The organism is Candidatus Jidaibacter acanthamoeba (genome assembly GCF_000815465.1).
GTDB classification, from domain to species: Bacteria; Pseudomonadota; Alphaproteobacteria; order Rickettsiales; family Midichloriaceae; genus Jidaibacter; species Jidaibacter acanthamoebae.
In genome coordinates this window covers 137,987-163,060 of sequence record NZ_JSWE01000124.1, presented here as the reverse complement: position 1 = coordinate 163,060, position 25,074 = coordinate 137,987, and the positions used below count along the sequence as shown (strand labels likewise).

The 25,074-nt window shown below is 34.1% G+C and carries 23 protein-coding genes; 6 read left to right on the top strand and 17 right to left on the bottom strand.

All coding sequences use genetic code 11. The features are described 5' to 3' along the window. The first annotated feature begins 19 nt into the window (after positions 1-19). Both NF27_RS06320 and NF27_RS06315 read left to right on the top strand, forming a co-directional pair. Complete coding sequence (locus tag NF27_RS06320) at positions 20-2,863, top strand: AsmA family protein (RefSeq protein ID WP_039457144.1); 2,844 nt, start codon at positions 20-22, stop codon at positions 2,861-2,863. Positions 2,864-3,073: 210 nt separating this feature from the next. Continuing rightward, the gene (locus NF27_RS06315) at positions 3,074-3,952 is read left to right on the top strand and encodes a hypothetical protein (protein ID WP_039457138.1); all 879 of its coding nucleotides are present in this window, start codon (positions 3,074-3,076) and stop codon (positions 3,950-3,952) included. Between the two features lie 397 nt (positions 3,953-4,349). On the opposite strand, the gene NF27_RS06310 is transcribed toward NF27_RS06315, so the two are convergent. Genes NF27_RS06310 through tolQ form a run of 3 tightly spaced genes read right to left on the bottom strand, consistent with a single transcriptional unit; the run spans position 4,350 to position 6,424 of the window. Continuing rightward, on the bottom strand, positions 4,350-5,204 hold the full coding sequence (locus tag NF27_RS06310) for an energy transducer TonB (protein WP_039457136.1): 855 nt from the start codon (positions 5,202-5,204) through the stop codon (positions 4,350-4,352). Between the two features lie 16 nt (positions 5,205-5,220). After that, positions 5,221-5,652 carry a protein TolR gene (gene tolR / locus NF27_RS06305; protein ID WP_039457134.1) on the bottom strand — a complete coding sequence of 144 codons (432 nt, stop codon included), beginning with the start codon at positions 5,650-5,652 and terminating at the stop codon, positions 5,221-5,223. Between the two features lies 1 nt (position 5,653). Beyond that, entirely contained in the window at positions 5,654-6,424 is a 771-nt protein-coding gene (gene tolQ / locus NF27_RS06300; RefSeq protein ID WP_053332639.1) for a protein TolQ, read from the bottom strand. Between the two features lie 156 nt (positions 6,425-6,580). Between tolQ and NF27_RS06295 the strand changes: the two genes are divergently transcribed. Then, positions 6,581-7,096 carry a hypothetical protein gene (locus NF27_RS06295; RefSeq protein WP_039457133.1) on the top strand — a complete coding sequence of 172 codons (516 nt, stop codon included), beginning with the start codon at positions 6,581-6,583 and terminating at the stop codon, positions 7,094-7,096. 3 nt (positions 7,097-7,099) lie between these two features. Here NF27_RS06295 and miaA read toward each other — a convergent pair whose 3' ends face one another. Genes miaA through NF27_RS11230 form a run of 3 tightly spaced genes read right to left on the bottom strand, consistent with a single transcriptional unit; the run spans position 7,100 to position 9,171 of the window. Continuing rightward, positions 7,100-7,972, bottom strand: a complete 873-nt coding sequence (miaA, locus tag NF27_RS06290; RefSeq protein WP_053332638.1) for a tRNA (adenosine(37)-N6)-dimethylallyltransferase MiaA — start codon at positions 7,970-7,972, stop codon at positions 7,100-7,102. Then, entirely contained in the window at positions 7,965-8,648 is a 684-nt protein-coding gene (locus NF27_RS06285) for a uroporphyrinogen-III synthase (RefSeq protein ID WP_084212836.1), read from the bottom strand. Before NF27_RS06285 ends, miaA begins: the two co-directional genes overlap by 8 nt. Beyond that, positions 8,599-9,171, bottom strand: coding sequence for a Smr/MutS family protein (locus NF27_RS11230; RefSeq protein ID WP_053332637.1), 573 nt, complete (start codon positions 9,169-9,171; stop codon positions 8,599-8,601). The genes NF27_RS06285 and NF27_RS11230 overlap by 50 nt, the downstream gene beginning before the upstream one ends. Before the next feature lie 89 nt (positions 9,172-9,260). On the opposite strand from NF27_RS11230, the gene NF27_RS06275 reads away from it, so the two are divergent. After that, positions 9,261-10,052, top strand: a complete 792-nt coding sequence (locus tag NF27_RS06275; RefSeq protein ID WP_084212834.1) for an NAD kinase — start codon at positions 9,261-9,263, stop codon at positions 10,050-10,052. A gap of 53 nt (positions 10,053-10,105) precedes the next feature. Here NF27_RS06275 and NF27_RS06270 read toward each other — a convergent pair whose 3' ends face one another. From NF27_RS06270 to NF27_RS06240, 7 genes are all read right to left on the bottom strand, one after another. Next, positions 10,106-10,801 (bottom strand): hypothetical protein, encoded by a 696-nt coding sequence (locus tag NF27_RS06270; RefSeq protein WP_039457129.1) that lies wholly within the window; start codon positions 10,799-10,801, stop codon positions 10,106-10,108. Beyond that, positions 10,798-11,820, bottom strand: coding sequence for a hypothetical protein (locus NF27_RS06265; protein ID WP_039457127.1), 1,023 nt, complete (start codon positions 11,818-11,820; stop codon positions 10,798-10,800). Before NF27_RS06265 ends, NF27_RS06270 begins: the two co-directional genes overlap by 4 nt. Before the next feature lie 76 nt (positions 11,821-11,896). Further along, the gene (locus NF27_RS06260; RefSeq protein WP_039457125.1) at positions 11,897-13,096 is read right to left on the bottom strand and encodes a capsule biosynthesis protein; all 1,200 of its coding nucleotides are present in this window, start codon (positions 13,094-13,096) and stop codon (positions 11,897-11,899) included. Continuing rightward, a complete protein-coding gene (locus NF27_RS06255; RefSeq protein WP_039457122.1) occupies positions 13,093-15,120 on the bottom strand; it encodes a capsular polysaccharide biosynthesis protein in 2,028 nt (675 codons plus the stop codon). Before NF27_RS06255 ends, NF27_RS06260 begins: the two co-directional genes overlap by 4 nt. Positions 15,121-15,128: 8 nt before the next feature. Then, positions 15,129-16,235 carry a hypothetical protein gene (locus NF27_RS06250; protein WP_039457121.1) on the bottom strand — a complete coding sequence of 369 codons (1,107 nt, stop codon included), beginning with the start codon at positions 16,233-16,235 and terminating at the stop codon, positions 15,129-15,131. Continuing rightward, complete coding sequence (locus tag NF27_RS06245; RefSeq protein ID WP_039457119.1) at positions 16,228-16,890, bottom strand: ABC transporter ATP-binding protein; 663 nt, start codon at positions 16,888-16,890, stop codon at positions 16,228-16,230. The genes NF27_RS06250 and NF27_RS06245 overlap by 8 nt, the downstream gene beginning before the upstream one ends. Beyond that, positions 16,887-17,660, bottom strand: a complete 774-nt coding sequence (locus NF27_RS06240) for an ABC transporter permease (protein WP_039457117.1) — start codon at positions 17,658-17,660, stop codon at positions 16,887-16,889. The genes NF27_RS06245 and NF27_RS06240 overlap by 4 nt, the downstream gene beginning before the upstream one ends. 160 nt (positions 17,661-17,820) lie before the next feature. On the opposite strand from NF27_RS06240, the gene NF27_RS06235 reads away from it, so the two are divergent. Continuing rightward, positions 17,821-18,882, top strand: a complete 1,062-nt coding sequence (locus NF27_RS06235) for a hypothetical protein (RefSeq protein WP_039457116.1) — start codon at positions 17,821-17,823, stop codon at positions 18,880-18,882. A 53-nt stretch (positions 18,883-18,935) separates the two neighbouring features. On the opposite strand, the gene NF27_RS06230 is transcribed toward NF27_RS06235, so the two are convergent. The 3 genes from NF27_RS06230 to NF27_RS06220 form a co-directional block, all read right to left on the bottom strand. Further along, positions 18,936-19,904, bottom strand: coding sequence for a ribonucleotide-diphosphate reductase subunit beta (locus NF27_RS06230; protein WP_039457114.1), 969 nt, complete (start codon positions 19,902-19,904; stop codon positions 18,936-18,938). Between the two features lie 144 nt (positions 19,905-20,048). Further along, entirely contained in the window at positions 20,049-20,909 is an 861-nt protein-coding gene (locus tag NF27_RS06225; protein WP_039457112.1) for a DMT family transporter, read from the bottom strand. Between the two features lie 6 nt (positions 20,910-20,915). Next, positions 20,916-23,609 (bottom strand): PD-(D/E)XK nuclease family protein, encoded by a 2,694-nt coding sequence (locus NF27_RS06220; protein WP_039457109.1) that lies wholly within the window; start codon positions 23,607-23,609, stop codon positions 20,916-20,918. 191 nt (positions 23,610-23,800) lie between these two features. Between NF27_RS06220 and NF27_RS06215 the strand changes: the two genes are divergently transcribed. Then, complete coding sequence (locus NF27_RS06215) at positions 23,801-24,772, top strand: hypothetical protein (protein WP_039457106.1); 972 nt, start codon at positions 23,801-23,803, stop codon at positions 24,770-24,772. A 32-nt stretch (positions 24,773-24,804) separates the two neighbouring features. On the opposite strand, the gene NF27_RS13025 is transcribed toward NF27_RS06215, so the two are convergent. Continuing rightward, positions 24,805-24,957: a type II toxin-antitoxin system RelE family toxin gene (locus tag NF27_RS13025; RefSeq protein WP_239647827.1), complete on the bottom strand. Its 153-nt coding sequence runs from the start codon at positions 24,955-24,957 to the stop codon at positions 24,805-24,807. Positions 24,958-25,074: the final 117 nt, after the last annotated feature.

The following is a 25,074-nucleotide window of genomic DNA, read 5'->3' as shown; positions in this document are numbered from 1 at the left end:
AACGTTCCAGGGGTTAATCTTGAAAACTTTAGCAAGTAAAATTATTAAGTTTTTGCTTATCATATTTATTGTGTTAGGAGTTTTAGAGTTTGCTACCTATTTTATTGCTTTCAATCAATATAAAGAAGTAGTTGAAAAAATTTCTAAAGAACAATTTAATCTAAAAGTAAAAATTAATGGGGATATAAGATATAGATTATTCCCGCTTCCCCACATTGAGCTGGAAAAAGTAGAGATTGCTACTAATCAGGACGATTTACTCGCTAAAGTTTCAAAAGCGAATTTATATTTAGGTATGTTATCCCTGCCGAATTCTTTAGAACAAGCTAAATTTAAAAAGCTGCACTTAAATAACGGGGAATTTAATTTAACTAATATTTTAGAAAATTTTAAAGAAAATAAATTAAACGAAAAGTTAGGTTTAAATAGTTTTATTATAACAAATTCATCAATTGATGTTTTAAGTTCTACAAAAGATAAGGTGGAAAAAGGAGTGTTAGAGAGGTTGAACTTAAAACTTAGCAAGGATGGTTGGTTCTCTAAAAATATTAAACTTGAGAGTAATTTTGAGATCAATCATAAACCGCTAAACTTTACAGCAACTTTTGATGCTGTTGATGCTCAAGGTTCTTCTGATCAAGCAATGGTAAGATTATATGATAAAACCGGAGAAATAAGCTTTGCAGGTAAATTAGAAAATTTAATTTCAGAACCCAAACTTGCCGGGAATATTACTGCTAAAGTTACTGATGTAGAGAAATTTAGCCAACATTTTTCAAGTTCTCAATATATAAAAACTCTTTTAAGTAAAGAAAATTTAAGTATAACAGGCGAGGTTGAAGCGAGTAAAAAATATCTTAATATTAAAAAACTAACTATAAATTCAAATAATATTAAAAATATTATTATAAATTCTAAGACGGAGTTTTACCCGAATATTGAATCTAATATAAATGTTACCGCGGATAATATTAATTTAGATAATTTTGCCTTGTGGGAAAATAAGGATACTGCAACTTCAGTCAAGCTACAAGAAATGGTTTATGGTTTGTTGAGCTATTTTAATACTGAGATTTTTAATACTATTGACCTTTTCTTTAACCTTAAAATCAATTCTTTAACTGTGAATTCGGAGTTTATATCAAATTTAATATTTGATTTTGATTCCTTCGCAGGCGATATATCTCTTAATACTTTTGAGTTTAAGCTTCCTGGTAGTAGTGGGTTGAACTTGAAAGGAATAATAACTAACAACACAATTCGGCCAAAATTTATCGGTGATCTGGAATTTGTTTCTAATGATTTTCCAAAATTTTTAGGTTGGTTAAACATTGATAAGAATAATGATAAATTATATTCCTTCAAAAAGTTTATTATTAAATCTCAAGCTGAATTGATTCCTAATAATTTTAAATTGGTGGATATAAAGGCAGCTTTAGATAATTTACTTTTCGTGGGTTCTTTAAGCGCGCGTAATGGTGATAAGGAAAAAGTTAGCCTTTATACAGGGCTAAGATTTAATAAAGTAGATGGTGATTATTTTAACCTCGATAAAATGCTAAGAGACCTAGTCACGAAATTTTACATTAGTGATTATGATAAAACCGGTGATGTTTATTCTAAAAATACGGATGATTATAAATGGCTTAGAAAATTTAGCGGGAATGTAAATTTTGATATTACCGTGGATGAGTTTACTTTAAATAAATATAAATATAATAATTTTGATTTTTCACTTGGGATATCTCCTAATCTACTTGCTTTAAACAAAATTGCTGCAAAGTCTGAATTTGCAGATTTTGACGGAAGAATAAATTTATCTTTGCCGTCATTTAAACCGACTATAAATCTAAATTTTAATTTTGACTCTTTAGATACTAAATTTTTAAATTATGTTTTGCCTTCTCAAGCTTCACTACGAGAGACCTTAGTGCTTCATTTCCGAAATCAGGAAAAAGAAAGCAGAAGCACTTTTAGTGATAAAAAAGAAGAGGATGCAATAGTTAGCGGATTTAATTTCTTTAGTGCTAATAACCATGAAGGAAGCATAGAACTGAAAGCAAGCAAATTTATTAATGACAAATTTAATGCAAGTGATGTTGAGTTTTTAAGCACGTTAAATAATGGCCTTATCATAATTGATAAGCTGAATGCAAAAGTTTTTGACGGCCAAGCGAGCATTAGAGGTAATGTTGCAGTTTTATCTCCTGTGCCAAGCGTTAGCTTTTCTCTTGCATTATATAATGTTAACCCCGGGAAACTTATGGAAAGTTTTACCGGAGTAAACAATATGTCAGGATATTTAAGCGCAAGTGGCTCCGTAAGCAGTAGCGGAATGAACATGCCTTCTTTAGTATCCAATATGCAAGGCAGTGTTGAATTATTAGCTAAAAAGGTGGGGATTAAGGGTTTTGATGTTGGGCAGTTGGTAAATATCCCTGAACTTGCCACTCCTATTAATGATAAATTAAAACGACTTGATTATTATGCTAAATACGGAGAAAGCTTATTTGATAAGGTGAAAGGCAGAATAAAAATAAATAACGGTATAGCAAGTTTTGAGGACTTCACGCTTGAGAACAATCGGGTAGGGGGCGCATTTGCTGCTAAATATGATATATATAATAATGTAATAAATAGTATTGTGAGATTCTCATTTATACCGATAAATAGACCCACTCCTATTGAGTTCCAATTTACAAGTAAGGGGGCGATGTCCAACCTTACAACCACAAGAGATCTTGCAAAGTTAACCGAATATGTAAATATACGTTCCAGGTCAATCGGTAATATAGCCGCCGATGCAGCAGAGGAATATAACCAATTGGATAAAGAATCCGTCTTAAGGAAACGCTTAAAATAAGCTGTTATAGTTAATTACTTGCAAATTAAAATTTTTAATTTGAAGAACGGCTAATGCTATATACATGGCTCTATGGGCTAATATCTCATAACAACACCACCCTATCTTAACAAAAGATTAGCACATGTTCCTCTATAATTAATATGAAACAACTTTTTAATTGCAAGCCATATCATATTCTTAATTTTAATTATTTTTAAAGGTAACTATATGAATAAGTATTCAGATATTACGACCAGCTTCTTAACTGATACCGCCATAAATTCATTAATCGCATTTTCTTCCCGTAATATACCCGGCTCTGCGCCGGTAAAAAGTTTTATAGCACTGGAATTTTTATCGTTATTAAAGAATGCTGCAACCTTAGGTTCTTTATATCCGATGACGAATATGTTTTATGATTATGATCAGCTAAAAACCAAAGAAGATGAAATAACTATGGATGAACTAAAACCTACTATTTTACATTTTGTTCAGCTTGGTGCATTATCAGTTATCGGGAAAGTAGTTCTTCCAATTACTGAACTCGCTTTACAAATTCATTTAGTTCATAAGTTAGGCATACAAAAACAATTTTCCTATGCAATAGATGTCGGATTAATTGCCTCTAAAATAGTAGACACGAGCTATCTTGACGATTGGAGCGGGTTTACAGATGGCATAGTAAATTTTCTTTTTAAAAATATTTTTAATTCAGACAATTTAGAAATAATAGCTTCCAAATATAAAAATAGTACTTCTTCTGCAAATTCTACAGTGGAACAGGAAGAATCTCCGAAGCTTAAAGTCCATCCCGGTGTTCAAATTCTCTCTCAAAGTGATGAGTATGATGGATATATTCAAGTTAATTATCTTGATTTTAAAGATAAAAAATTATGCCTGGATAAAATTGCACAGGAAAAATGGTTAGAAGTTGCGACTAATGAGAATCTTGAAACAATCCGCATTGATAGCCAATCTACTATCGGGATATATGATGAATGTCCGAATGATACAATTGAGGTAAATGAATTTATAAACGGTAATGAAGAGTTGAGCAAAGTACATTATTTTATACCTGTTGAAACTGATCTTTCAGCTGTTTCTTAAGCAGCTTTATATGATCTCTTTAACCCTGTTTAATTTATAAAAATATATAATAAGTTAAGCTTAATATGACTATATAGCCTACAACTGAGAAATCAGATAATAAGAATAGTAAGAAGCAGGCGTCTTAGCCGCCATTTATGGCGCGTACGCTTTTAAATGACATAGTCATTTATACGCAAACTACTTAGTTAATTTTTTATAGTTCAACTATGATCTCTATATGTAGGATATTCAACTTAATCGGCCGTAGCTTATAAGTACTGGAATTATCCTAACTTAAGCTATGGAACTTTGATTCAATATTAATATCTTTATAATATTATCTCACTTCTTTAGTTTTCAATGGTTTCTAAGTGTGCCAAGGGGGTTTAAGCTCTCTTTGAGGCAGAGGAGAAGATTAATAAATCATTCCGCTAGAATCGAAGTTATATTTCATCTCTTCCCAGGTTTTAAACTTTTCAATAGGTAAATTTTGAATTGGGGAAGCCATTTTTACAGCTCTTATTGTGCTTTCAACAAAAGCTTCATATTTAGGATTATTATTAAAAAGTTTTTTAACCGGTCTAACTTCAACTACGTTTCCTTCCCTATCAAGTTTAATATGGAGAGTTACTTGCATACCTAAACTATCAGCACCGCTGAAAGCTGTTGTATTCCAGTGCTTTTCAACTTGTGAACGAATAAAATCTTTCTCGCTAAGCGAGAGGGGGAGTGATGAATTATATTCTTTATTTGTTTCACCTTTTAAAGGTTTTGTTTTAGTCTCCTTCTTATCGGGCTTCTTTTTATCTTCTTTTTCAGCTTCGGAAGACTCCTCCAAAGTATTTAATATTGATTTTGCAAAAAGATCATCATCATGCTTCTTCTTTTGCTCGTCTCTCTTCTTTTTTTCCTTCTCAAGTTTTTTTTGATCTTCTTTCTTAAGCTTTTCAGGCAGTTTTTTCTTTTCAGGTAAAGTTTCAGCCTTTGCATCTTCAGCTTTCTTTACAGGCTCCTCTTTTGCTTCAGGCTCAACCTTTTCTATCTTTTTTTCCTGTTTGGCTTTCGGGATATTTCTTGTTTGTTCAACTTCTTTAGGCTTATTTTTTTGAGAGTTATTGACTTTAATATTGGTGATTTCAGAGATATCTACCATATCAACCACAATTGCATAATCGAGATCGGCTTTATGGTAGCTAAAAGGCAGGACAAATATAAATAAACATAGTATTGCAATATGAAATACTACTGAAGCTACTAAACCCTTGTCCATCTAAAAATACTCTCTTCTAAGGGGTGGAGTGTGCTTGGGTTACAAGCGCAACGTTATTAAACCCGGCTTCTTTTAATGAACTGAAAACTACCACTACCTTACCATAATTTGCACTTTGATCTCCACGCACAAATATTCTGGTATCCTTTTTTTCACCGAGCACTGCTTCCAATTTCTTAGGCAGCTCCTCAATATTTATTTTATTTTCTTGTAAATAAATGTTTCCCTTCTTATCAATTGTGATTGCAAGTGGCTCATCCTGGCCGGAAAGCGGGGAAGATTTAGTTTTCGGAAGGTCAACGTTTACTCCTGCGACAAGCATTGGTGAAGTAACCATAAATATCACCAGCAGTACCAGCATAACATCAACGAAAGGCGTAACGTTTATCTCGCTGTTTAGCACGCGCCTTGTACGGGTTGAGGTGTTTCGGAAAAGATTTGCAGCCATATTATTGATTATCCAATTCTCTTGAAATCATTGAGCTTAATTCCATTGAGAAAGCATCAACCTTGTTTGAAATTCTGTTTACTTCCGAAGCAAATTTATTATAAAAAATTACCGCTGGTATAGCGGCAGCGAGCCCTAAAGCGGTTGCAAGCAATGCTTCGGCAATTCCGGGGGCAACAACTGCTAAGCTGGTATTCTTTGAAACTGCAATTGATTGGAAGCTTACCATGATCCCCCACACGGTGCCGAACAGGCCGATAAACGGTGCACTTGAGCCGACTGTAGCTAGGAAGTTTAAGTTTTTTTCAATATTATCTAAAGCTTTGTTGGCGGCAACTTGCATCGCCTGATGTATCCTTTCTTTGGCGCTAGCTCTTAGGCTTGAATCAGAACCGATGTTCTTAGCGTTTCTGGTATTCCATTCATCAATAGCAGCTGAAAATATAATAGCAAGCGGGTGATCCTGCTTATTTTTAACTTGCCTGAAAAGTTTATCCAAAGATGCACCCGACCAAAACTCATTTTCAAAACGGTTCATCCTAAATTTAATAGCTTTTAATGAGATTGTTTTATTAAAAATAATAGCCCAGCTCCACACTGAAGCGAGTAACAATAGCACCATTACTGTTTGAACAACAAAATCAGCTTGAAAAAAAAGCCCTAAAAATGAAAATTTTGGAGCAGCATGTACGGTTTGATTAGCAACCTTATCTACCGAAGATATGACACGATCTACGGGTGCAGCGGTAATGAGGGTGAAAATTGCAGGCATTAAAATTCCATAGAGTAATATTATACAAGAAATTTAACACACTTCAGCATGTAGGCAAGGGGTTTTTAGAATCAGCTATATTTTAAAATATTTGACAAAGAATTATTACACACATTACCATAAGTTTTAAATAGTTATATAGCGCATAGGCAAGGGATGACTTTAGTTTCATACGAGCAATTTAAAGAACAGGCACCTAATTTTTACGGTGCAATAAAAGCATTAAGTAAAAATAATATAACCGAATACGCTAATCATAAAGTTAAGCTAAAAAACCCTTGTAATGAAAAAACTACACCGGAAGGTGAGCTGGTTGAGAAATATATAAATAATATAGATGAATTTCTTTTTAAGCTCGCAGTTAAAATAGCTGGGGATGAAAACGTAATATATGAATTTGATTTGCAATCTCAGGCCTTAAAGTTTTATGACAATGCTAACAATGAAATACTTAATAAAGAAACGAAAATAATAAATGAGAATTTAAAGAAATTCGGTATTATTGAAATGGGTATTGACTTGGATCAGTACCGTAATGCGGAATTTGCTTATGCCGGTAAACCTTCATTTCAGAAAGAATATGCTGTACTGCTGGAGAAGTTTTGCACAAATGATAATACAACTATTGAGGAAATCAACTCTGAGTTTACTAGCCTGTTTACCGAGTTGTGATAATCAGGTACTTTCTATCATAGTATCATACTTCATCTGATGTTTAAGCCAAGTTAGCTGGCGCTTTGCATAATTTCTGGTTAACTGCTGTGCTTTAACAGTTGCCTCCTTTAACGTGCATTCATTTTTGAGGTATGATATAATTTCTTTAAGACCGATTGCTTCAGGGTATCTAATATCAGGATAATTTTCCATAATGAATTTAACCTCTTCAATCGCACCGTTTTCCAGCATTTTAATAAATCTTCGGTTGCAGTTATTATATATAACTTGACGTTCAGGGTTAATTAGGGTTATGGAAAATAAACTTCTATTAAAGAAAGAGGTATGGTTACTTATTTGCCATTCCGAAAGGGGTTTTTTGGTTTCATGGTAAACTTCAAGCCCACGCAATATTCTTTTCGTGTCATTGGTTTTTAGCCTATTGTATAAGGTAATATCCCTAGTCTCAAGCATTGCATGAAGCTCTGAATTTGTGTGTTTAGCTCTGATATCAGCTATGTATTCTTTGGTTTCCGAAGAGATTTGTGGAATAACTGCAAATCCTTCGATTAGGGACTTTAGATATAAACCGGTGCCGCCGACTAAAATCGGTGTTTTTCCTATTGTTAATATTTCTTTTATTCTAGGTACTACTAGGCTTAGCCATTTGCCTACCGAAAATTCTGCGTCAATTTCAACCCCGCCATATAATTCATGCGGCACAATGCTCAAATCTTTTTTGCTCGGTTGGGCGGTAAGTATAGGAATATATTTATATATTTGCATAGAGTCGGCATTTAAAATTATACCATTTCTTTTTAGTGCCTGCTCAATTGCATATGCGGATTTGCCGGAAGCGGTAGCACCGCAGATAACTAATATCTTTTTATTCATTTATAATATATTCCAGCATTGAATTCTCGTTCGGTAGCTTAGCTATTTTTATCTCTTTAAAGTATAGAGAAGATAACTCATCTGCCGTGTTTTGGCTAATACATATCGCGCTTATATTTAAAAAATTTAGAGCAACGGTGTTCTTTGCAAATAGGGCGGCAGTGCGCGGAGAGTAAAAAAGTACCATACTGATTTTATTTCTTAAAAAGCAAAGTATTTTTTTTGACATAGGGATTTCTACTGATTTATAAACTATTAGGTTATCAAAAATATAATTTTGCCTTAGCTTTCTTTTTATATCACCGGCTACATGGTCTCCATGCAGATAAAGAAGTTTTGATAAATGCGACAACTCTTCTTTAATTTTACTGATTAACTCGATATGATCATTGCTGATAGATGCTATATTCTTAAACCCGTAATTTTTTAAAACTTCAGCGGTTTTCTCTCCGACTACGTGAACATGAATATCTTTTAGTTGAGCGTAATCTTTTATAGCTTGAGCGGTGTTTTGGCTAGTAACAATTAAGCCGTTATATAAATCAACTTCGGGTAGAGTAATATTTTGATTAAACTCAATTTTAAGTTGAGGATAACAAATAACTTTATAACCCATATTTTTAAGCTTAAGCTTTGTTGGCCTTGCTTGCGCTTTTGGTCTTGTAATTAGAATCATTTCTTATTCTTTTTAATAATATATAAATTGCACCGTCTCCCCCATGCTTAGGAGCTGCGGTCTTAATGCCGATTATCAAATGCCTGAGACTCGGGTGGTTAACCCAATGCGGAACTAAACCTTTTAGCAACCCCTGATTGTTCTCCGATTGTTTACCCTTACCGACTATAACTAATAATAATCGTTTTTGAGCATGATATGCCTCTTCAATAAATCCGATTAAAGTAACAAAAGCCTGTTCTTGAGTTTTGCCGTGAAGATCGAGGGTTCCATCTATAGCATATTCACCTTTCTCAATTTTTCTGTTGGTTGAATAATCAATTCCGGCGCTATTATTAATCTCTAAATCCATTAAATTCTTACTATTTTTCGGAGCAAAGATTTGAGGCAAGGATTTAGCCTTGTAAGGGTCAAGTTTAGGAAAAGGCTTCAGTTCAGTTGCTACTTTAGCTTTGGTATTAAGTTTTTTTACATCCTTAACCATACTAAACCAGAGCTTGAAATCATCTACTTCGTTTGCCATTATTATTTAATACTGTTTCCTGCATTTACATTTTATGGTAAATAAGCTTTTAAACAACATCTTATTGCAAGGTTTTTAAACAATATATAATGAGTAAATATAAACGCATCGGAGTAATGGCTGATCTTAATTCCATCGTAGCGCTAAATGCCTATAAGGAAATCATGAAAAAATATGATTTTATTGATGCTATGAGCGTCTCTCCTCAGGAGTGTGATTTAGTGATCACTATCGGAGGTGACGGCATGATGCTTAAGGCGCTGCATAGATATATGGATCACAGCACTCCAATTTACGGGATGAATAGAGGTTCGGTCGGCTTTTTGATGAATGATTATGTATTTGAGGACTTATTAGATCATATTGACAAAGCAGTGGAAACAAGGCTCTATCCTTTAGAGATGAGAGCAGAAACGTTAGAAGGTGAAATACATGCAGCGCTTGCAGTTAATGAGGTATCGCTGCTCAGGGAAACTAACCAAGCTGCAAAGATCAGAATCTTTGTAAACGACGAAGTTAGGCTGGATTGCTTAGTTGCTGATGGTGTTTTAATCGCGACACCTGCCGGAAGTAGTGCTTATAACTTTGCTGCATATGGACCGATCATTCCTCTTGACGCCAATATTTTAGCGCTTACTCCGATTTGTCCTTTTAGGCCGAGAAGGTGGAGAGGTGCGCTTTTATCTCATAAAAGCCGGGTACGGCTTGAAGTATTGGAGGCGGATAAACGCCCGGTGAGCGCGGTTGCGGATTCTACCGAAGTTAGAAATGTGAGATCGGTAGAAATAACTGAAAGGAAAGATAAGGTGCTTAAGATTTTGTTTGATAAACAGAATATGTTTGAAGAAAGAGTGATGAAGGAACAGTTTAGTAGTGAATAATCTCTGCTAACTTTTTTAGTCTATTACAACAAATACTGTTCCGATCATATTGTTTAGATAAATTCGATAGTATGGTTACTGAAGGTTAAAACATGCTCTTCGGTAATATTACTTAAATTAATAACCTCGCATATAGAGCCGTTATCAGCATATAGTGAATTAGTAAAGTGTTGAAAAAAATTATGTATTGATACATTACTTTCTTCATTTGGAAGGATAATGTTATTATATGAGCTTTCCAGATATACTTGATTATTTAAACCATATAAAAATATGTTATGTCCTCCGCTGAGGGAAGTATGGATGGTTCCGCCGCTCATTCCCATATGCACGGTTTTAATATATGTGTCATAACCGATTAAGAAAGTTTCGCTGCCTATGCTGTTAAAATGCCCGGCACCGGGTTCTAAATCTATTTTAATAGTATCTTTAGCGCTTGAAGCATCTATTATGCTTTTTTTGCTGCAATCCCAAAGTGTGAAAATTGCTTGCGGCGGGATTTTAAAACCGAAGATTGATTCACTGCCGTTGCCGTCAAATTTATATGTAATTTCCTGTTCGGAATTTTTGCAATTAGGGGTATAAAGATATTGCATTGCTTTTATATCAAGCGGCATCGGGGTGATCGGGTGTAATTCTTTTCCTTTTAAATAAATTAAATTCTTTCCGTCACCCGCTTCAATATAATCCTCCCGGTTTTCTTTTATAAGAGAGCTGTCTATAGGTCTTACCAAGTGAGGATTTTTCATACATGGTATATCACCGAGCACAGACATGCATAGACTAAACGGATTATAAGTGAATGATGAAATAACAATATCTTCCCAGCCGCCGTATTTAAAATCCTTCCTGCCGCCGTTAAATAACAAGCTATCAACCGGGTGATCCAGAAATTATCAACCGGGTGATCCAGAAATGCATGTGCAATGCCGTGGTGCAATTCAATAAATGCATCGGCAGGTAAATCGTTCATGCTGATGGAATGAGTAGAAAGGTCAGGACCTTTGATGCTTAGGCTTAGTTCACCTCTAAAATAAGTGGTTTTACCGTTATTCCATTCTGTATACTCATACTGAGGACCGGAATAAACCGTGAAATAATTATTCTCGTCTTCGGATTTTAAAAGTCTTACATCAATTTTAATTTTCCCGTTATTATTAGTAGGTTGGATATTTATATCCGCATACCTTTTCCACAATTTAAATAAATTGCTCACCACATACTTTATAACTTTAAGACTGGTGTCAAACTCTTGTGATGAATTTAAAAAAGATTTATAAGAGTCTATAGGCTCTGAATTTTTAGCTGCTTCAATTCTTTCATGTATGAAAGAAAACTTTCCAATATCTATATCGGACGCAAATTTAACACCTTCAAAAGCACTGTTAATTTGGTCTTTAGTTATTCCGAGTTCAGCTAGTTTAATACTACTCTTAGGTGTGTCGTAAGCGGAATTATCTTTTACTTTTTTTATAATATCAAAGTATTTCCAATCATTACTGGTCAAAAATGTGCCTTGTTTAGTCTCGATGTCATACTCACCCAAAGGCCCCGTGCTTCTTATCTCTATACCAAATATATCCGACATAATATGCATTAAAGCTTCCAGATCACTATACGTTTTTATAGGCTGTCCTATATGAGGTACATTAACTTTATAGCTTAAGTTAAGCGGGGTATGGGTGGCATTATTCCAATTATCATGGCGCAAAAGCATGTTCATTACGTTATCTTCACTCCAAAAAGGATTGCTTCTGATAATATGCATTTATATATTCTAGCTTATAATCTTTGAGAATTATAAGGTAAAGGAAGAGAATATGAAACTTTTATTATAATAACAATTAATTACAAAGCTTTTTAACTATTTGTTGCAATAATTGGTTAACCCCCTCGGGATCATAGAAGCTACCGTTAATTTGGTTTTTTCGCATAAGATAATTTTTAAACCTTGTGTAAGCTTGTTGATTAGGTTTTTTATAATTATTCCAAAACTCATCAAGGGTAGCGTTATTGACAAGTTCTTCACTATTATAAATTGCAGTGCCAAGCACTTTTAACGGCTTTTTATGATGGATTGCCTGTAGGCCTGCCGTGCTGTTCACCGTAACTACGGCAAGTGAGCCCTCTAATAACGCAGGAAGATTGCCGCCGTCTAAATATATAATTCTTCCGCTGATGCCTAGCTCATTACAAATATTTTTTATTAGTTTGCCGTAATTTTTCTGCCCACTATCGAGCGGATGATTTTTTATGACCAATTTAGTATAGGTGGGCGCAAATTTTGCAAATGAGTAAATAGTTTCTATCAGAGTATGCTTCATTGAAGTATAAGGACTATGCTCACGGATTTGATAGTCTGTATAAAGCTGCATTAAAAATAAATAGTATTTAGTATTTGATTGAGTAAGGTAGCGAGCTTTCTTAAGCACAAATCGCCTTTTTAGTTTCAAAATAAAAAAGCGCTTAATCCACATGATTGCTTCATACAATGAATTAACTGGACGATGGTTTTTGTAACGAGGAAAAAATAATACGCCTAACCATTTAAACAAATAATAGCGTATGCAATATCTCATCATATAACGCATGTTGTATTTTATTGGAATAAATGAATCAACGAAAGGCTGATCATTTCTTCTATCTTCAATTATTTTATTTATCTGTTCTTGAATTTGAGAATAACCATTAACCCCATCAAGCTCATAAGTTATCCAATGGGGGCGAATATACCCTTCTTCAAATACATTAATTTTTATATTGCTTCCTTTTAAGCGTAAAATAGCCAGACGATGTAGGGGGCGACAATCTCCATATAAAACTATATCGGTTATTTCATTATGAAGAGTAAAGTTGTATAACCATTCCGGCCACATTTTCATAGAATGTTTGTAAGCTATTCCTTTGGGGTAATCTATCCAATCGCCGCCGTTAAAATTTACCCTTATTGTTTTATGCCCCTCTTTTTGCAATTCCTGAGCTAGACGCTTAAAAAATGAGCCGTGAGGGCCTTGAAGAAAAAGAAATTTCCGTACCTTTCTCATACCGATATCCTCATTCTTTTAAGCTTTCCGAAAAGTGTACGCAATTGCGTTAGTTTGGATAATGTAACACCCTTTTGTTTCATTTCATTTAGCCTATCTATAATCACCTCTACCGAGCACCATAGATTTGTTTTAGGATCTAAATATCTGGGATAAATAATCAGAGTTCCTGCTACCAATTCCTCAATAGTCACCTGCCGGTTTCTTCTTAAGCATTTATATAAATCATTAGTTAAGCCCCACCCGGAGTAAAAGGGAAGGCCGTAGCAGTTTACACGCTTTCCTCTGATCAGTGCCTCAAAACCGGTAAGAGAGGTAAGAGTATGCACTTCATCACATTCGTCAATAAGCTTAATGATTGAAATATCATCAAGTATTAAATCAGCATATTGAATTGTAGTATTATTGCTGATCATGCCTCGTCTTTGCCCGGCGACACAATCAGGATGCGGTTTATATATAATAAAGGAAAGGGGGTTTTTTTCTCTGACCGTTTTTAACAAATCAAGATTAGTTTTTATATCTACTGTACCGAGTTTTATTGAGGCATCATTTTCCACCTGGCCAACCACCAAAATTTTTAACTTATCAGGTGGTAAAGTAAGAGGCTTAGTATTTTTGAAACCAACATTGTATTTGGTGATCTCCAGCTCATTTAGTGATTTAATAATATTTTTCGCTCGTAAAATTATTTCATCAGAAAAATCGGTGTTTTGAATAATGCATTCTAAGTCGGAAGGAGAGTGGTGATCATAATATATTCCCCTCTTATCTATCACGATTGATTGAGGGGTTATAAGGTTTGCTCCTAAGCCGACTGATCTTAAAAAACCGTCTTCAATTTGGTTTAGTCTAACTCCTTGTTTTCTAAAGTTTAATATTTCCTCCGGCTTGAGCTTAGAAGCCCAAGCTGAAACCTCATTTGTTTTGCTGTCCGCTACAGCTTTCTTTATAGAAGAGTAGTACCTAGGCTTAGCTTCAGTGCTTTTTAAAAAATTTGTTACACTTTTTTGTTTCCATTTAGATATGTGAGTGCAAGCTTTTATATCTATATTTTGTCGGTTGATATCTTTCCATAGAGAAATTATAGGCAGGATTTCTTCCAACTCGCATTTTTGTAAAGTAAAAGGGTTGAGATAAATGGAATATTTTAAATATGCAGCAATAAAAATCTCATATAAGTTCCGTTTTTGATTTCTCCTGCTTGTAGTTTGTTCATCTATGCTTAAGCCCCAACCGGCATAAAAGGGTAGTCCGAAGCAACGAACTGTTTTTTCGGCCATTAAGGCTTCAAAACCCATTTGGCTGGAAACGGTATAAACTTTTTGTGCATAAGAGAGTAAGCTCCAAGGGTTTATAGCCTCGGAAATAATTTGGCATTGGTATTGCTTCGCCAATTCCGTGAGGTATCCCTTTTTATATCCGGCTACAACCTCAGGATGGGTTTTAACTAAAACAGTTGTGCCGGGGTTTTCATCAAATGCCGCTTCCAACATATTTTGAAAAGTAATTGCACTACTTAAACTACCTGAAACCGATAAATCATTATAAGTTTGGTCAATCACTAAAACATAATTTTCTACCTTTTTAAGAATAGATAAATTTTCCGGTGCATGATTATATTTACTGATTTTATGTTGCTTTATTATTCTGATTAAGTTTTTAGCACGCTCTAAATCATAACCGGTAACTTCATTAGCTGCTATGAAGTTTTCTAGTTGTGAAGGCTTGGAAGCATCATAATAAATGCCGATATCATCAAATATAATTGAAAGGGGAGAGGGGCAAATTTTTGCCGGTGCCAGTGACCTGATAAACCCATCTTCTAAACTTGTATAGGGTACTTTATATTTTACAGCATATTTTTTTGCATTTACTGAACTAGGCTTATTGCCCCAGCCGACTACCATATCAGCCCTTGTTTGACTAAAACGGTTAATGAGAAAAAGGTTTACTTCTTGAGGGAAAAAGTATTTTAGATGAGGAATGTTATATATGCCCTTGGAAGTTGTGCCGATGTTCATTACTTAAATTAAATCCTTACATGCTCTCTAATTATTGCTATTAATAAGCTAAATATCCCAAATAAAGCAAGGGTTAATGAAAAAACTGTAAGCGTGCCGGTAAAAACATTAGGATATATAGCTGAGAAGGGCATGTTGGGCGGAACAATTATTGCAAGATAATGATATTGCCTTAAAAGTTCGTTCCTTGAGTTCTCCAGAAAGTTTATAGCAGACCTATAAGATTCTTCGGCAAAATCTCTTTCAGCTAAAATTTGCTCTAATAAGAAACTTTGTGTAGGAGGGTTTTCTCTATTAGTCTTCGCATCTGCAATTTTCTTATTCTCTTGCTCTATGCTTGAAATTAAGTAATTAATTTTATGTTGTAAGGCGACCAGCTGAGGAGAAGTGGTTTTAAGGTTAGCTTTAAGCTTATTGTATTTAATTTTAGTTTGTGCCAGTTCTTTTTCTAAGCTGATCTTTACCGGAATAAGATTAGATATAGTTTGAGAGTTAAGGGGGGTGTGGTCAGAATCTTCAAGCTTCAAAAGAGAGCTTCTGGCGACTGCCAGCCTACTTTCCGCATTATTTAATTCCTGCTTAGCAAAAGTCAGCTGCTCATTTCGGAATTTATCCGCAAGTTTAAGAATTATATCATCTGAATATTTAAGCAATGCATCCGCATAAATTTTAGCTTTATACGGAGTAGGAGCCTTGATTTTTAAGGTGGCTATGCCTGAAGTTTGGTCAAATGAAATTTTAACCAGTTTTAAATAATACTGATAAGCATCTTCAAAATTGGCATGCTCAGGTATTCTATTAAAAAAATCAACTTTTTTAGATTGATAGGAAGCTATAAAATTAAAATCATTTTCTAACCTGGTAAGCGCCTCTCTTGAAAGAATATAGGCTTCGGCAGTCAAATCATTGTTTAATGCTTTCCCGCTTCCCGTATGTACCTTGAACTGCGCCTCGGATTCATAAAAGTTACTTGCAATAAACATATAATAAATAAATGCTGTTAAGGTAGGTAATAGTACAAAAACCCCGAGTTTAATTAGCGTAGCTTTTCCCCTCGCTAATCTTCTTTGGTCGGTTTTTAGTATTATCGATTTTATTGTTTTTGCCTTACTCATTTTGATTTAAACTCTTTTTATAAATTTCTATAGCTTTGTCAATGTTGTCATATAAGGTAATTTTTCCGCTTTCTAAAATTGCAACCAGCGAACAATATTCTTTTAAAATATCAAAGTTATGTGAAACCATAATTACATTTGATCTCTTTCTTCTTTCCGCAAAAGCATCACGGCATTTTTTCTGAAATGCAGCATCTCCTACGGCAGTAATTTCATCAACTAAATAAATATCAAATTCCAAGGCCATACTCAACCCGAAAGCGAGTCTTGCTTTCATGCCGGCTGAATAAGTTTTAAAGGGCATATAAAAATAATCTTCAAGCTCTGAGAAAATTTTAACAAATTCAGCTACCCTTTTAATCTCTTCTCCATATATGCGGGAAACAAAAAAGCAGTTTTCCTCTCCGCTTAATGATCCGTTAAAGCCGCCTGAAAAGCCTATAGGCCATGATATACGTGCATCTCTTATAATGTTGCCTGAGTTGGGTTCTTCAATACCAGCTATTATTCTGAGCAATGTAGATTTACCTACGCCGTTTTTGCCTAATATTGCAATGTTTTGTCGAAGAGGCATATCTAAAAATAGGTTCTTAAATAAAATTTTAGTACCATGCTTAGTATGATAAGACTTACTAATATTTTCTAATTTAATCATGTGAGCTCAAGCTTATTCTTAGAAAAATTTAATAAAGCTAAACCGATAAAAGTCAGATATATCGAAATATAAAGCACATATCGGCAACTATATTCATTGCTTTCATAGGTGATAAACCAACCGCTTCTCAGCATCTCAACCAGATGTAAAATAGGATTGATTAAAAGTATTGATTTCAAATTATTAGAGAGAGAGGAGATGCTGAAAAATATACCTGAGATATAAAATAATACTCTGATAACAGGGGGTACTACCCGCTTTACCGTATCACTATAAATACTTAGTCCGGAAAATATTAAGCCGCAACTCATTGCAAAAAAGCCGGTAGTAAAGAGAGCCATTAAAACATTTAACGGATTATCAATTTGAAAGTTATTTATATATATGCAATTTAAAAGCATAAGCACAATAAAGACGCTAACTATCGTGCCGATCTCAAGAAGGCTCCGCGCAATGATTAAATCTAAAAGCTTAACTTGCGGATAAAATAGAAGGGCTTTGTTTGCATCAATGGCATTCATTGCTGCAATGGTTATTTGCCTAAATAACATAAAAGGAATTAACCCGGTGGTTATGAAGCTTATTATATTCGAACCATAGAATGTTGAGCGGTTTAAAAAATAAAAAACCCCATAGAAGGTAATAATACAAATTATAGGCTCGATAAAAGCCCAAAGAAACCCTAAACAGTTGTTTCCGAACCTGGTACGTGCCTCTCTTAAAACTAACGCTTTAATAACGTCGCACTGTACTAAAAAACCTTTAAGCAAACTCATGCTTTTAATAAATAATTGACTAACAAATATTTAACATAAAAGTGGAATAAAACAACAGTTAGTATTTTTATAAATAAAACACCAATTAACCATTTATTAATTATTTATATTTATAATTTAAAATATGAAGTTTTGATTATTTTAAAGGTTAAATTTGAAAGAATATCCCTTAGCTAGAGTTACTTCAATATTATATCAGCCTTATGAGGTGATCAAAGGTACAAAGAGCTGGGTTTGTTCAACTTATAATTATTGCAGTTATGTAATCAGTAGCAGTGTTAATAAAATGGATGAGAGGCCTATATATTACAATGCTTTGTTTTTAGGTTTTTTTTCTCTAAGCTTTTTATCTCTGCCTGCAACTGCCGCGATTATCGGGGCGATGGGAGTTTCTTACGGTGCAACTACACTTGCTAACCATATTGTAAATCTTTACGGCGATGAAGGTAAATTTTATGCGCAAATGATTACTACCATTGGTGAAGCGGTAATGAGCATGATTTGTATGACTATTATCTCTGCTGCGGTTATGTCATTATTTGCTGCTTCTCCTTTAGCGGCAATCCCTGTAGCAATCCTTATAATTCCTGCTGCAATCATTTCAGCTGCAGTTTTTACTCAAATAAGAAGATTAGAATATGCTATTGAAAACTCTACGATAGGAAAAGAAGAACTGGAAAGGAACTTAGGCCGTAAATCTATTTCTAATGCGGAAGATCTTTTTCAATCCGTAATAAATGCAGCGGTTAGAAGTACGCTGGGGGCGGTTTTTCTTAATGTGCTTGAGCTTCCTGCCAGGGTAGGGACATTGTTAACGGTGAGTATCAGTCTTATTTTTTCCGAATTTATGAATAAAAATGATTATATAAATTTTCAAGATATTATAAAAAGCTCTTTAAAAGGAGCTACTAAAACTGCTGAAGTCGATATCAACAACACTCTAGGTACTAATTTACATGTTGACTCACTTATTGAGAAAATAGCAGTAGGAACTTTATTATCAGCTGTTTTTAGACCTATTGATGTATTGTTAAGTAAAACATTTCAAACTTTTGCTAATACTGGGTCTCCTGAAATAGAGATAAGTAAAAAAGCAAAAAGTGAAATTAAGCAAGTTTATGAAAATAAAGAATATGTAAAAGATAATACATCAAAAGATAAAACGCCCGAAAGTTATAAAGAATCTGCTCAAATGATCCAACCAAGCATTAAATAAACAATAAGCTTCCTAAAAATATTATCTCAAAAAGCTTATATAATCAAAGAGACCTATGCTGCTGAAAAGGCTTCATCCCAAGTTCCCTTAGTGGCAGCTCTCGCATATTCGGTAACCCTGTTTTCAAAGAAGTTAGTATGTTCCGGAGCATTCAGTATTTCATCCAGCCATGGAAGCGGATTACGTTCTATATGATAAACCGGATTTAAACCTAATTGAGTAATCCTGCGGTCTGCAATATATCTGATATAGCGCTTAACGTCACTTGCGGTTAAACCTTGCACGGCACCGTCAAATTCAAACGCAAGGTCAATAAATGCATCTTCATGAGAAACAATAGTCTGACATGCATCTACTAAAAACTGCTTAAAGCTTTCTGTATAGACTTCCTGGTTTTCACTAATAAATGTTCTGAATAAACGAATTATATAATTAGTATGCAAAGTTTCATCTCTGACACTCCATGCTACAATCTGACCCATACCCTTCATTTTCCCGAATCTTTGGAAATTAAGCAGCATTGCAAACGAGGCAAACAACTGCAATCCTTCAGTGAAAGCTCCAAATACTGCTAGAGTTTTTGCAATATCTTCCTTAGAGTCGGAATTAAACTGCTGCATATAGTCATACTTATCCTTAAGCTCTTTATATTTCATAAAGGCTTGATATTCTACCTCAGGCATCCCTAAAGTATCCAGGAGGTGAGAATAAGCATCAATATGAATAGTTTCCATGTTAGAGAATGCGGCAAGCATCATTTGTACTTCAGTCGGCTTAAACACTTTTGCATAATGCTTCATATAGCAGTTATTCACTTCAATATCTGCTTGGGTGAAAAATCTGAAAATTTGGGTAAGTAAATGCCTTTCACTCTCGGTAAGGTTCTTTTTCCAATCTTTAACATCATCTGCCATCGGCACTTCTTCAGGTAACCAGTGGATTTGTTGCTGTACCTTCCAAGCATCATATGCCCAAGGATAAGAAAAAGGCTTAAATATTGGAGCTGCATCTAATAAAGACATATAAAATTCCCTAAATTAGTATTTATGGTTATTAATTATAATTACACTATATATAGTTAAAAACTATAAATCAACCCATATATTTTGTGTTTTTCATTTGTAAGATAATATAAAAATAACTAGAACTATAAAGGTTTTTTATGTTTATTTTGTTCTTAATTTTTGTATATTAAAAATATAAATATTAATAGCAATTATTATAATTGCCGCAAATATAACGCTTAGGGCAGGGGTGTTATGGAAGACGAGGAAGCTGCCTACTGCCATAAATACTAATCTAAAATAACCGAACGGTGCTAAAATATTAATAGGGGCAAATTTATAAGCTAAAAATAAGCAGATTATGTTGAGCACCCTTAGAATACCCAACATTCCTATTATCTCAAGTTCAATAACTTTGCTAAATGTGTTGTTACTTATCACATAAGGAATCATTATAAGCATTCCGAATAAAAGGGTATAAAAAGCTTGAGTTAGAAAATGTTCGGAATAAGATTGTTTTTTACAAATTATTTCATAAAACGACCAAGCTAAAGCTGAACAAAACCCGATGAATATACCCCACATATTAAATTTATCAGCTTCAATTTTTAGGGTGTAAATCACGATTAGAATGCATAATACTACAGCTAAGAGCGCAGTTTGTTTGAGTTTTTCTTCTCCTAGGAGAGAGGCAAGGACTAAGGTAAATAATGGATTAAGATAAGCTATTAAGGTTGCTTCATTAGCACCAAGACTTTTTAAGGATTCAATCCAGGCAACCATACCTATAATGCTAAATAAAGCTCTTAAGATATAGCCCCAATAGTTTTTTACCCTAAGGTGCTTTGCTTTGGTGAATACTACCCAAGGTAATAGAAATAAGGTGCCGGAAAGGCAAATAATAAAAAATTCTTCAATCGGATTCAACGTTTTGCTTTTCGCGAGCAGCCCTAAGGAGATAGTGGTAAAAATCAGCAAATTAAGAAGTTTAAAACTAACTCCTAGGTAATATCTGTTTTGCATATTTATTTACTCTAGATTTAAGCTAATCAAATGGTGATATTCTTTAAACCTTTGGTTCTTTTCTAAGTCAATACTTGTAAAATATCCTTGATTAGGATCTAAAAACATAGTGATTAACTTAATAAGTTCTGTTCTACTGACTTTGCTATCAACCGTTATCGGTTTGCTGTTTGCTATGTCTTTTTTGCCCCGTAGTTCAATATACTCCTGAGATATGTTGTCGGTATTCATTACTTCTCTCAATATCAGGTTTTCAATCGGAAATTGGGGAGATAAGCCTTTGTCTACTTCTTTTTGCGATGGAGTGTAGCCGGTTTTATAATCTATGATTTTGATCCCACCGTCTTTATATAACATCACCCTATCAAAAATAGCTGAAATTAAGATAGTCGTATTTGCTATATTTAAATTAACCTCTTTTCTTTTTTCAGTAAGGCTTCCTTTCAGATTAGGTAAAACATCTTTCTCATAGTCATATAGCCAAGGAGCAATCCGCTCAACACGCTTAAGCCAAAATTGCAAAGTGTTACTATCATTTAAAACGCTTTTTTCAGCATAGGCTTTAAATTTATTTAGTAGGTCATTAGTAAATTCTTCGGCGGAAAGAGGAAAGGTTTGTTCAAAAATTTCAGAAAGTGCTTTATGTAAATGAATACCGAAATCTCGCTTTATTGAAGTTACATCCAGCTCATCCAAAGGGGTAAGGCTTAAAATATATTTTGCATAATAAACATACGGATTATATATCAACCGCTCAACGGAGCTTACGGAAAATTTTTTAGGCCTTGCAGAAAGAGGCGGCTTAGGGTTAGCCCTCGGAGATGGCGTATATTCAAATATTTCCAAGTCTTCGGTAGAGTTATAATTAACCTGTTCAATTGAGGTGGCAACTTTAAGTTGGGATAAGAACCTGGATTCCGTAGTTTCCTTGCCTTGGGAATATTGTGAGCGCGATAATATAATTCTCTTATTACTAATCAAGCTTTTAAAGTCATGAGCTCCAAAGCCTAAAGGCTCCTGATAATTAGGGAAATTAAACTGTGCGGCTAGAGAGGAATCGATGAGTGGCCAATCGCGCGTTATATCAGGAAAATTTCCCTCATTAAGACTCGGGATGATAACAAGATCAAATGATTGCAGTCTCGCCTCAAGTGGAGTCAAGATTTGTACTTCTTCAATGAATTCCTCATCCCGATAAGATTGTTCGCTTAATATTTTTATTAATAGCTCTTTATAACGTCTGATTTTAATTGGTTTATGAGCATATGTTAAAGGCTTTAATTCCATTTTTAAATCAGTAAGATAGTCCAAGCTAGGTAAGCTATTCCTTATCTCTTCACTCACTAGTGCGTTAAAGTACCTCAAGTGCTCGGAAAAAAAGCTATAAAAATTTTTGCCGGATAATATTTTAGGTTTGAATTCCAATACGGCTTTTATAGCTTGTGTAATTCCTATATATTGCTCACTGTTCTCTATTTGATTTAGCACTTCAAAAAGCGAGTTATAAATTTTAGGAATTCTAAAATAATTAATTTCAAATTCCTCTACTTCATTTATGGTTAAATTAGTAAGAGGGTGTTTAAGAAAGCTAAGTAGGGCAACTTTATCTAAGCTATTACTAGTAGCAAGCTCAAAAATAAGTAAGAAAAACTTAACTTCATTAAGGTCAATTAAGTTTCTTGCTACCGTATCATTTATTTCAAGGTTATATCTTTTAAGATTTTCTTTAATAAGCTTTGCAACTACACGGTTCTCCGTCACTATCCCGATGTTATGAATATTAGAATTTATATGGTCTACTATAGCTAAGGCTATTTGCCTACCTTCTTCTATCTCATTTTTTGCTTCTATAATTTTATAATCATTAGTAGCAACTTGAGACATGGGTAAGCAATTAACTTGACCAATATTTAAACCTATATAGCTCACAAAGTTTTTGATAAAGAAGTTAGCATGTTTTTCAGTAGTGCTTTCCCACTCTATAAGATCGATCGGGTGCTCTAAGCCGCTAATTATAATTTCAGCATTTTTTCTTGCAACAACCAGTTTTAAAAAATCAAATATATAAGGTGTATTAGAAGTGGGAAGAACCGAATAAATATAACTCCCGGCTTTTTGCGTATTCCAGGCGTTTTTTAGTCTAATGATCGCTTCATTTCTTAATTGCTGTTCAGTTACCTTATTTATTGATTTCAGCTTTTGATTGAAGGCATCAAGTAAATAATTAAATATTTCATAATCCGGGTTATCAATTACTACTGAAGATGCACATTGGTTATAGGTGAAAAATTTGATAAAAAATTTTTTTATATAACTTGAGATTTTCTTATCTTGGAAGGTTTTAAAGCTTGGATATAAGCTTTTTATTTCTTCAATAATTTCTAAAACTATTAGATCCAGTGAAAAGCTATCTATTATTTCAGGTAGCCTCATGTCTAAGCTATCACAGATAGAATTAAATAATATCAGGTTATTAGGTATATCCGAAAAAGTGATAATTTGAGGAAGGAAACAAATTTTATCGCGACTTAAGCTTAATAATTTAGATTTTAAATTCCTTACCGCCCTTCGGCTGGGAAGAACAACAACAACTTTATTTGCTATATAAATATCATTAAACTTAGTGCTGATATCTTTAGCTAAATAACCTAAAACATCTTCCGAAAAAGGAAAGCCCGTAATTTTTGCTGCTGCTTGCATATTATAACTTTGCTTTAAAGCTCTGGTTTCGTAGTATTACCATTTTTTTATCTTTATCAAGCTTTTAAGTATTAATAAATAACCTGTGTCTTTCTAAATAAGAATAAAAAAAATAAATACAAGTAATTAACTATTTATTAACTTATATATAATATTATTAAAAAATAGGAATAAATAATACAGTGAATAAAATGGCTGATCAAAAACCGAGTTTTGGTGAACTTAAAAAGAAATATGAGCTGGAGGATAATCCTAATAATACCATTATGCAGAAAGCAGGGAATGCAGTCTATACTGGGTTTAATAATTTAGGCGCTGCTTTAAATACAGTATGTAGCGCGGCTAGCACAGGAATGCAAAAGATAAATGAATGGGCATCAATGCCTTTAAAATATACCAGAAAAAACTTTACCGAATCACCGTCTTTTAGTAGGAAATCATTATGGGGAGTGGCTATTGCCGCTTCGACTGCTCTAAAAGCCGTAGGCGGGCTGTTTGGTATAGGAGCCGCTTCCACCGAGGCGGCCGGGCATCTTGTGCATGAAACATGTATATTAAGCGGTGCGGCAGGAAGGACTATACTACGACCAAATGAACTGGATTCATATAAAATTGCTGGAGCTGCTTTAACAAGAGTGGGCGGAGAATTTGTTATGAACGTAACTGCGCCGATAAAGCAATTAGGGACTGAAGTTAAGGATATCGGAAATGAAGTTAAGATACCTCTTCTTACTCAAGGCTTAAGGCTTTTAGGAGGAGCAGTACAATCATTTACACAAATGACCGAAGGAGCTGCACAAGGGTTTAGAAAAATGGCAGTTGGTGATATTAAAGAAGGCGGAAAGATTGTAGGAGCAGGTGCGCTTGCAGCCGGGAACACAGTTTTAAAGGACACAATAAGCGTAGCAGGAGATGTTAAAAGAGATGTAATGGGGCAAGATAGAAAAGATCCTGAAAACTCTACGAATAAAGATGCTGACAAATTTCAAAAAAATTCCAGACCTCAGGATGCCCAAAAATTTGATGAAATGCTTCGAGAAGCAAGAAACGACGGGAAAGTTGAGCTGGCTAAAAAAGATGATAAAATAAAAGGTTCTCATACAGCAAAAGTGATAGATGAGAAAGGTAAGCCACCTGAACAAGATAAAGGTGGACGTGGATAATTCGAATAAAATAAAATTTTGAGGAAGTTTATTCAGTTACCCTCATAAACCTCCTTGCGGTGTTTTATGGCAACTATTACAACTGTGGTTGTTTTATATTTAATGCGATAAACTATTCGGTAATCACTTACGTAACCGCCTATCTTATAATGTAAAGGTTTACTGAAGCCGATCGGGTCTACCATTAATCGTTCTTCAATTGCCTGCTTAATAAGTGCTTTAGCAGAAGGTGAAAAGGTTGGGAATATGTTTTCGGGCTACTTCTTTCTGGTAACATATTTGATATTTTACTTCCACGCTTC

Bases quoted from the DNA above. Each gene is read 5' to 3' on its own strand.
- NF27_RS06315 (WP_039457138.1), top strand. From the start codon at position 3,074: ATGAATAAGTATTCAGATATTACGACCAGCTTCTTAACTGATACCGCC.
- NF27_RS06310 (WP_039457136.1), bottom strand. From the start codon at position 5,204: ATGGACAAGGGTTTAGTAGCTTCAGTAGTATTTCATATTGCAATACTA.
- tolR (WP_039457134.1), bottom strand. From the start codon at position 5,652: ATGGCTGCAAATCTTTTCCGAAACACCTCAACCCGTACAAGGCGCGTG.
- tolQ (WP_053332639.1), bottom strand. From the start codon at position 6,424: ATGCCTGCAATTTTCACCCTCATTACCGCTGCACCCGTAGATCGTGTC.
- NF27_RS06295 (WP_039457133.1), top strand. From the start codon at position 6,581: ATGACTTTAGTTTCATACGAGCAATTTAAAGAACAGGCACCTAATTTT.
- miaA (WP_053332638.1), bottom strand. From the start codon at position 7,972: ATGAATAAAAAGATATTAGTTATCTGCGGTGCTACCGCTTCCGGCAAA.
- NF27_RS06285 (WP_084212836.1), bottom strand. From the start codon at position 8,648: ATGATTCTAATTACAAGACCAAAAGCGCAAGCAAGGCCAACAAAGCTT.
- NF27_RS11230 (WP_053332637.1), bottom strand. From the start codon at position 9,171: ATGGCAAACGAAGTAGATGATTTCAAGCTCTGGTTTAGTATGGTTAAG.
- NF27_RS06275 (WP_084212834.1), top strand. From the start codon at position 9,261: ATGAGTAAATATAAACGCATCGGAGTAATGGCTGATCTTAATTCCATC.
- NF27_RS06270 (WP_039457129.1), bottom strand. From the start codon at position 10,801: ATGAAAAATCCTCACTTGGTAAGACCTATAGACAGCTCTCTTATAAAA.
- NF27_RS06265 (WP_039457127.1), bottom strand. From the start codon at position 11,820: ATGCATATTATCAGAAGCAATCCTTTTTGGAGTGAAGATAACGTAATG.
- NF27_RS06260 (WP_039457125.1), bottom strand. From the start codon at position 13,096: ATGAGAAAGGTACGGAAATTTCTTTTTCTTCAAGGCCCTCACGGCTCA.
- NF27_RS06255 (WP_039457122.1), bottom strand. From the start codon at position 15,120: ATGAACATCGGCACAACTTCCAAGGGCATATATAACATTCCTCATCTA.
- NF27_RS06250 (WP_039457121.1), bottom strand. From the start codon at position 16,235: ATGAGTAAGGCAAAAACAATAAAATCGATAATACTAAAAACCGACCAA.
- NF27_RS06245 (WP_039457119.1), bottom strand. From the start codon at position 16,890: ATGATTAAATTAGAAAATATTAGTAAGTCTTATCATACTAAGCATGGT.
- NF27_RS06230 (WP_039457114.1), bottom strand. From the start codon at position 19,904: ATGTCTTTATTAGATGCAGCTCCAATATTTAAGCCTTTTTCTTATCCT.
- NF27_RS06225 (WP_039457112.1), bottom strand. From the start codon at position 20,909: ATGCAAAACAGATATTACCTAGGAGTTAGTTTTAAACTTCTTAATTTG.
- NF27_RS06220 (WP_039457109.1), bottom strand. From the start codon at position 23,609: ATGCAAGCAGCAGCAAAAATTACGGGCTTTCCTTTTTCGGAAGATGTT.
- NF27_RS06215 (WP_039457106.1), top strand. From the start codon at position 23,801: ATGGCTGATCAAAAACCGAGTTTTGGTGAACTTAAAAAGAAATATGAG.
- NF27_RS13025 (WP_239647827.1), bottom strand. From the start codon at position 24,957: ATGGTAGACCCGATCGGCTTCAGTAAACCTTTACATTATAAGATAGGC.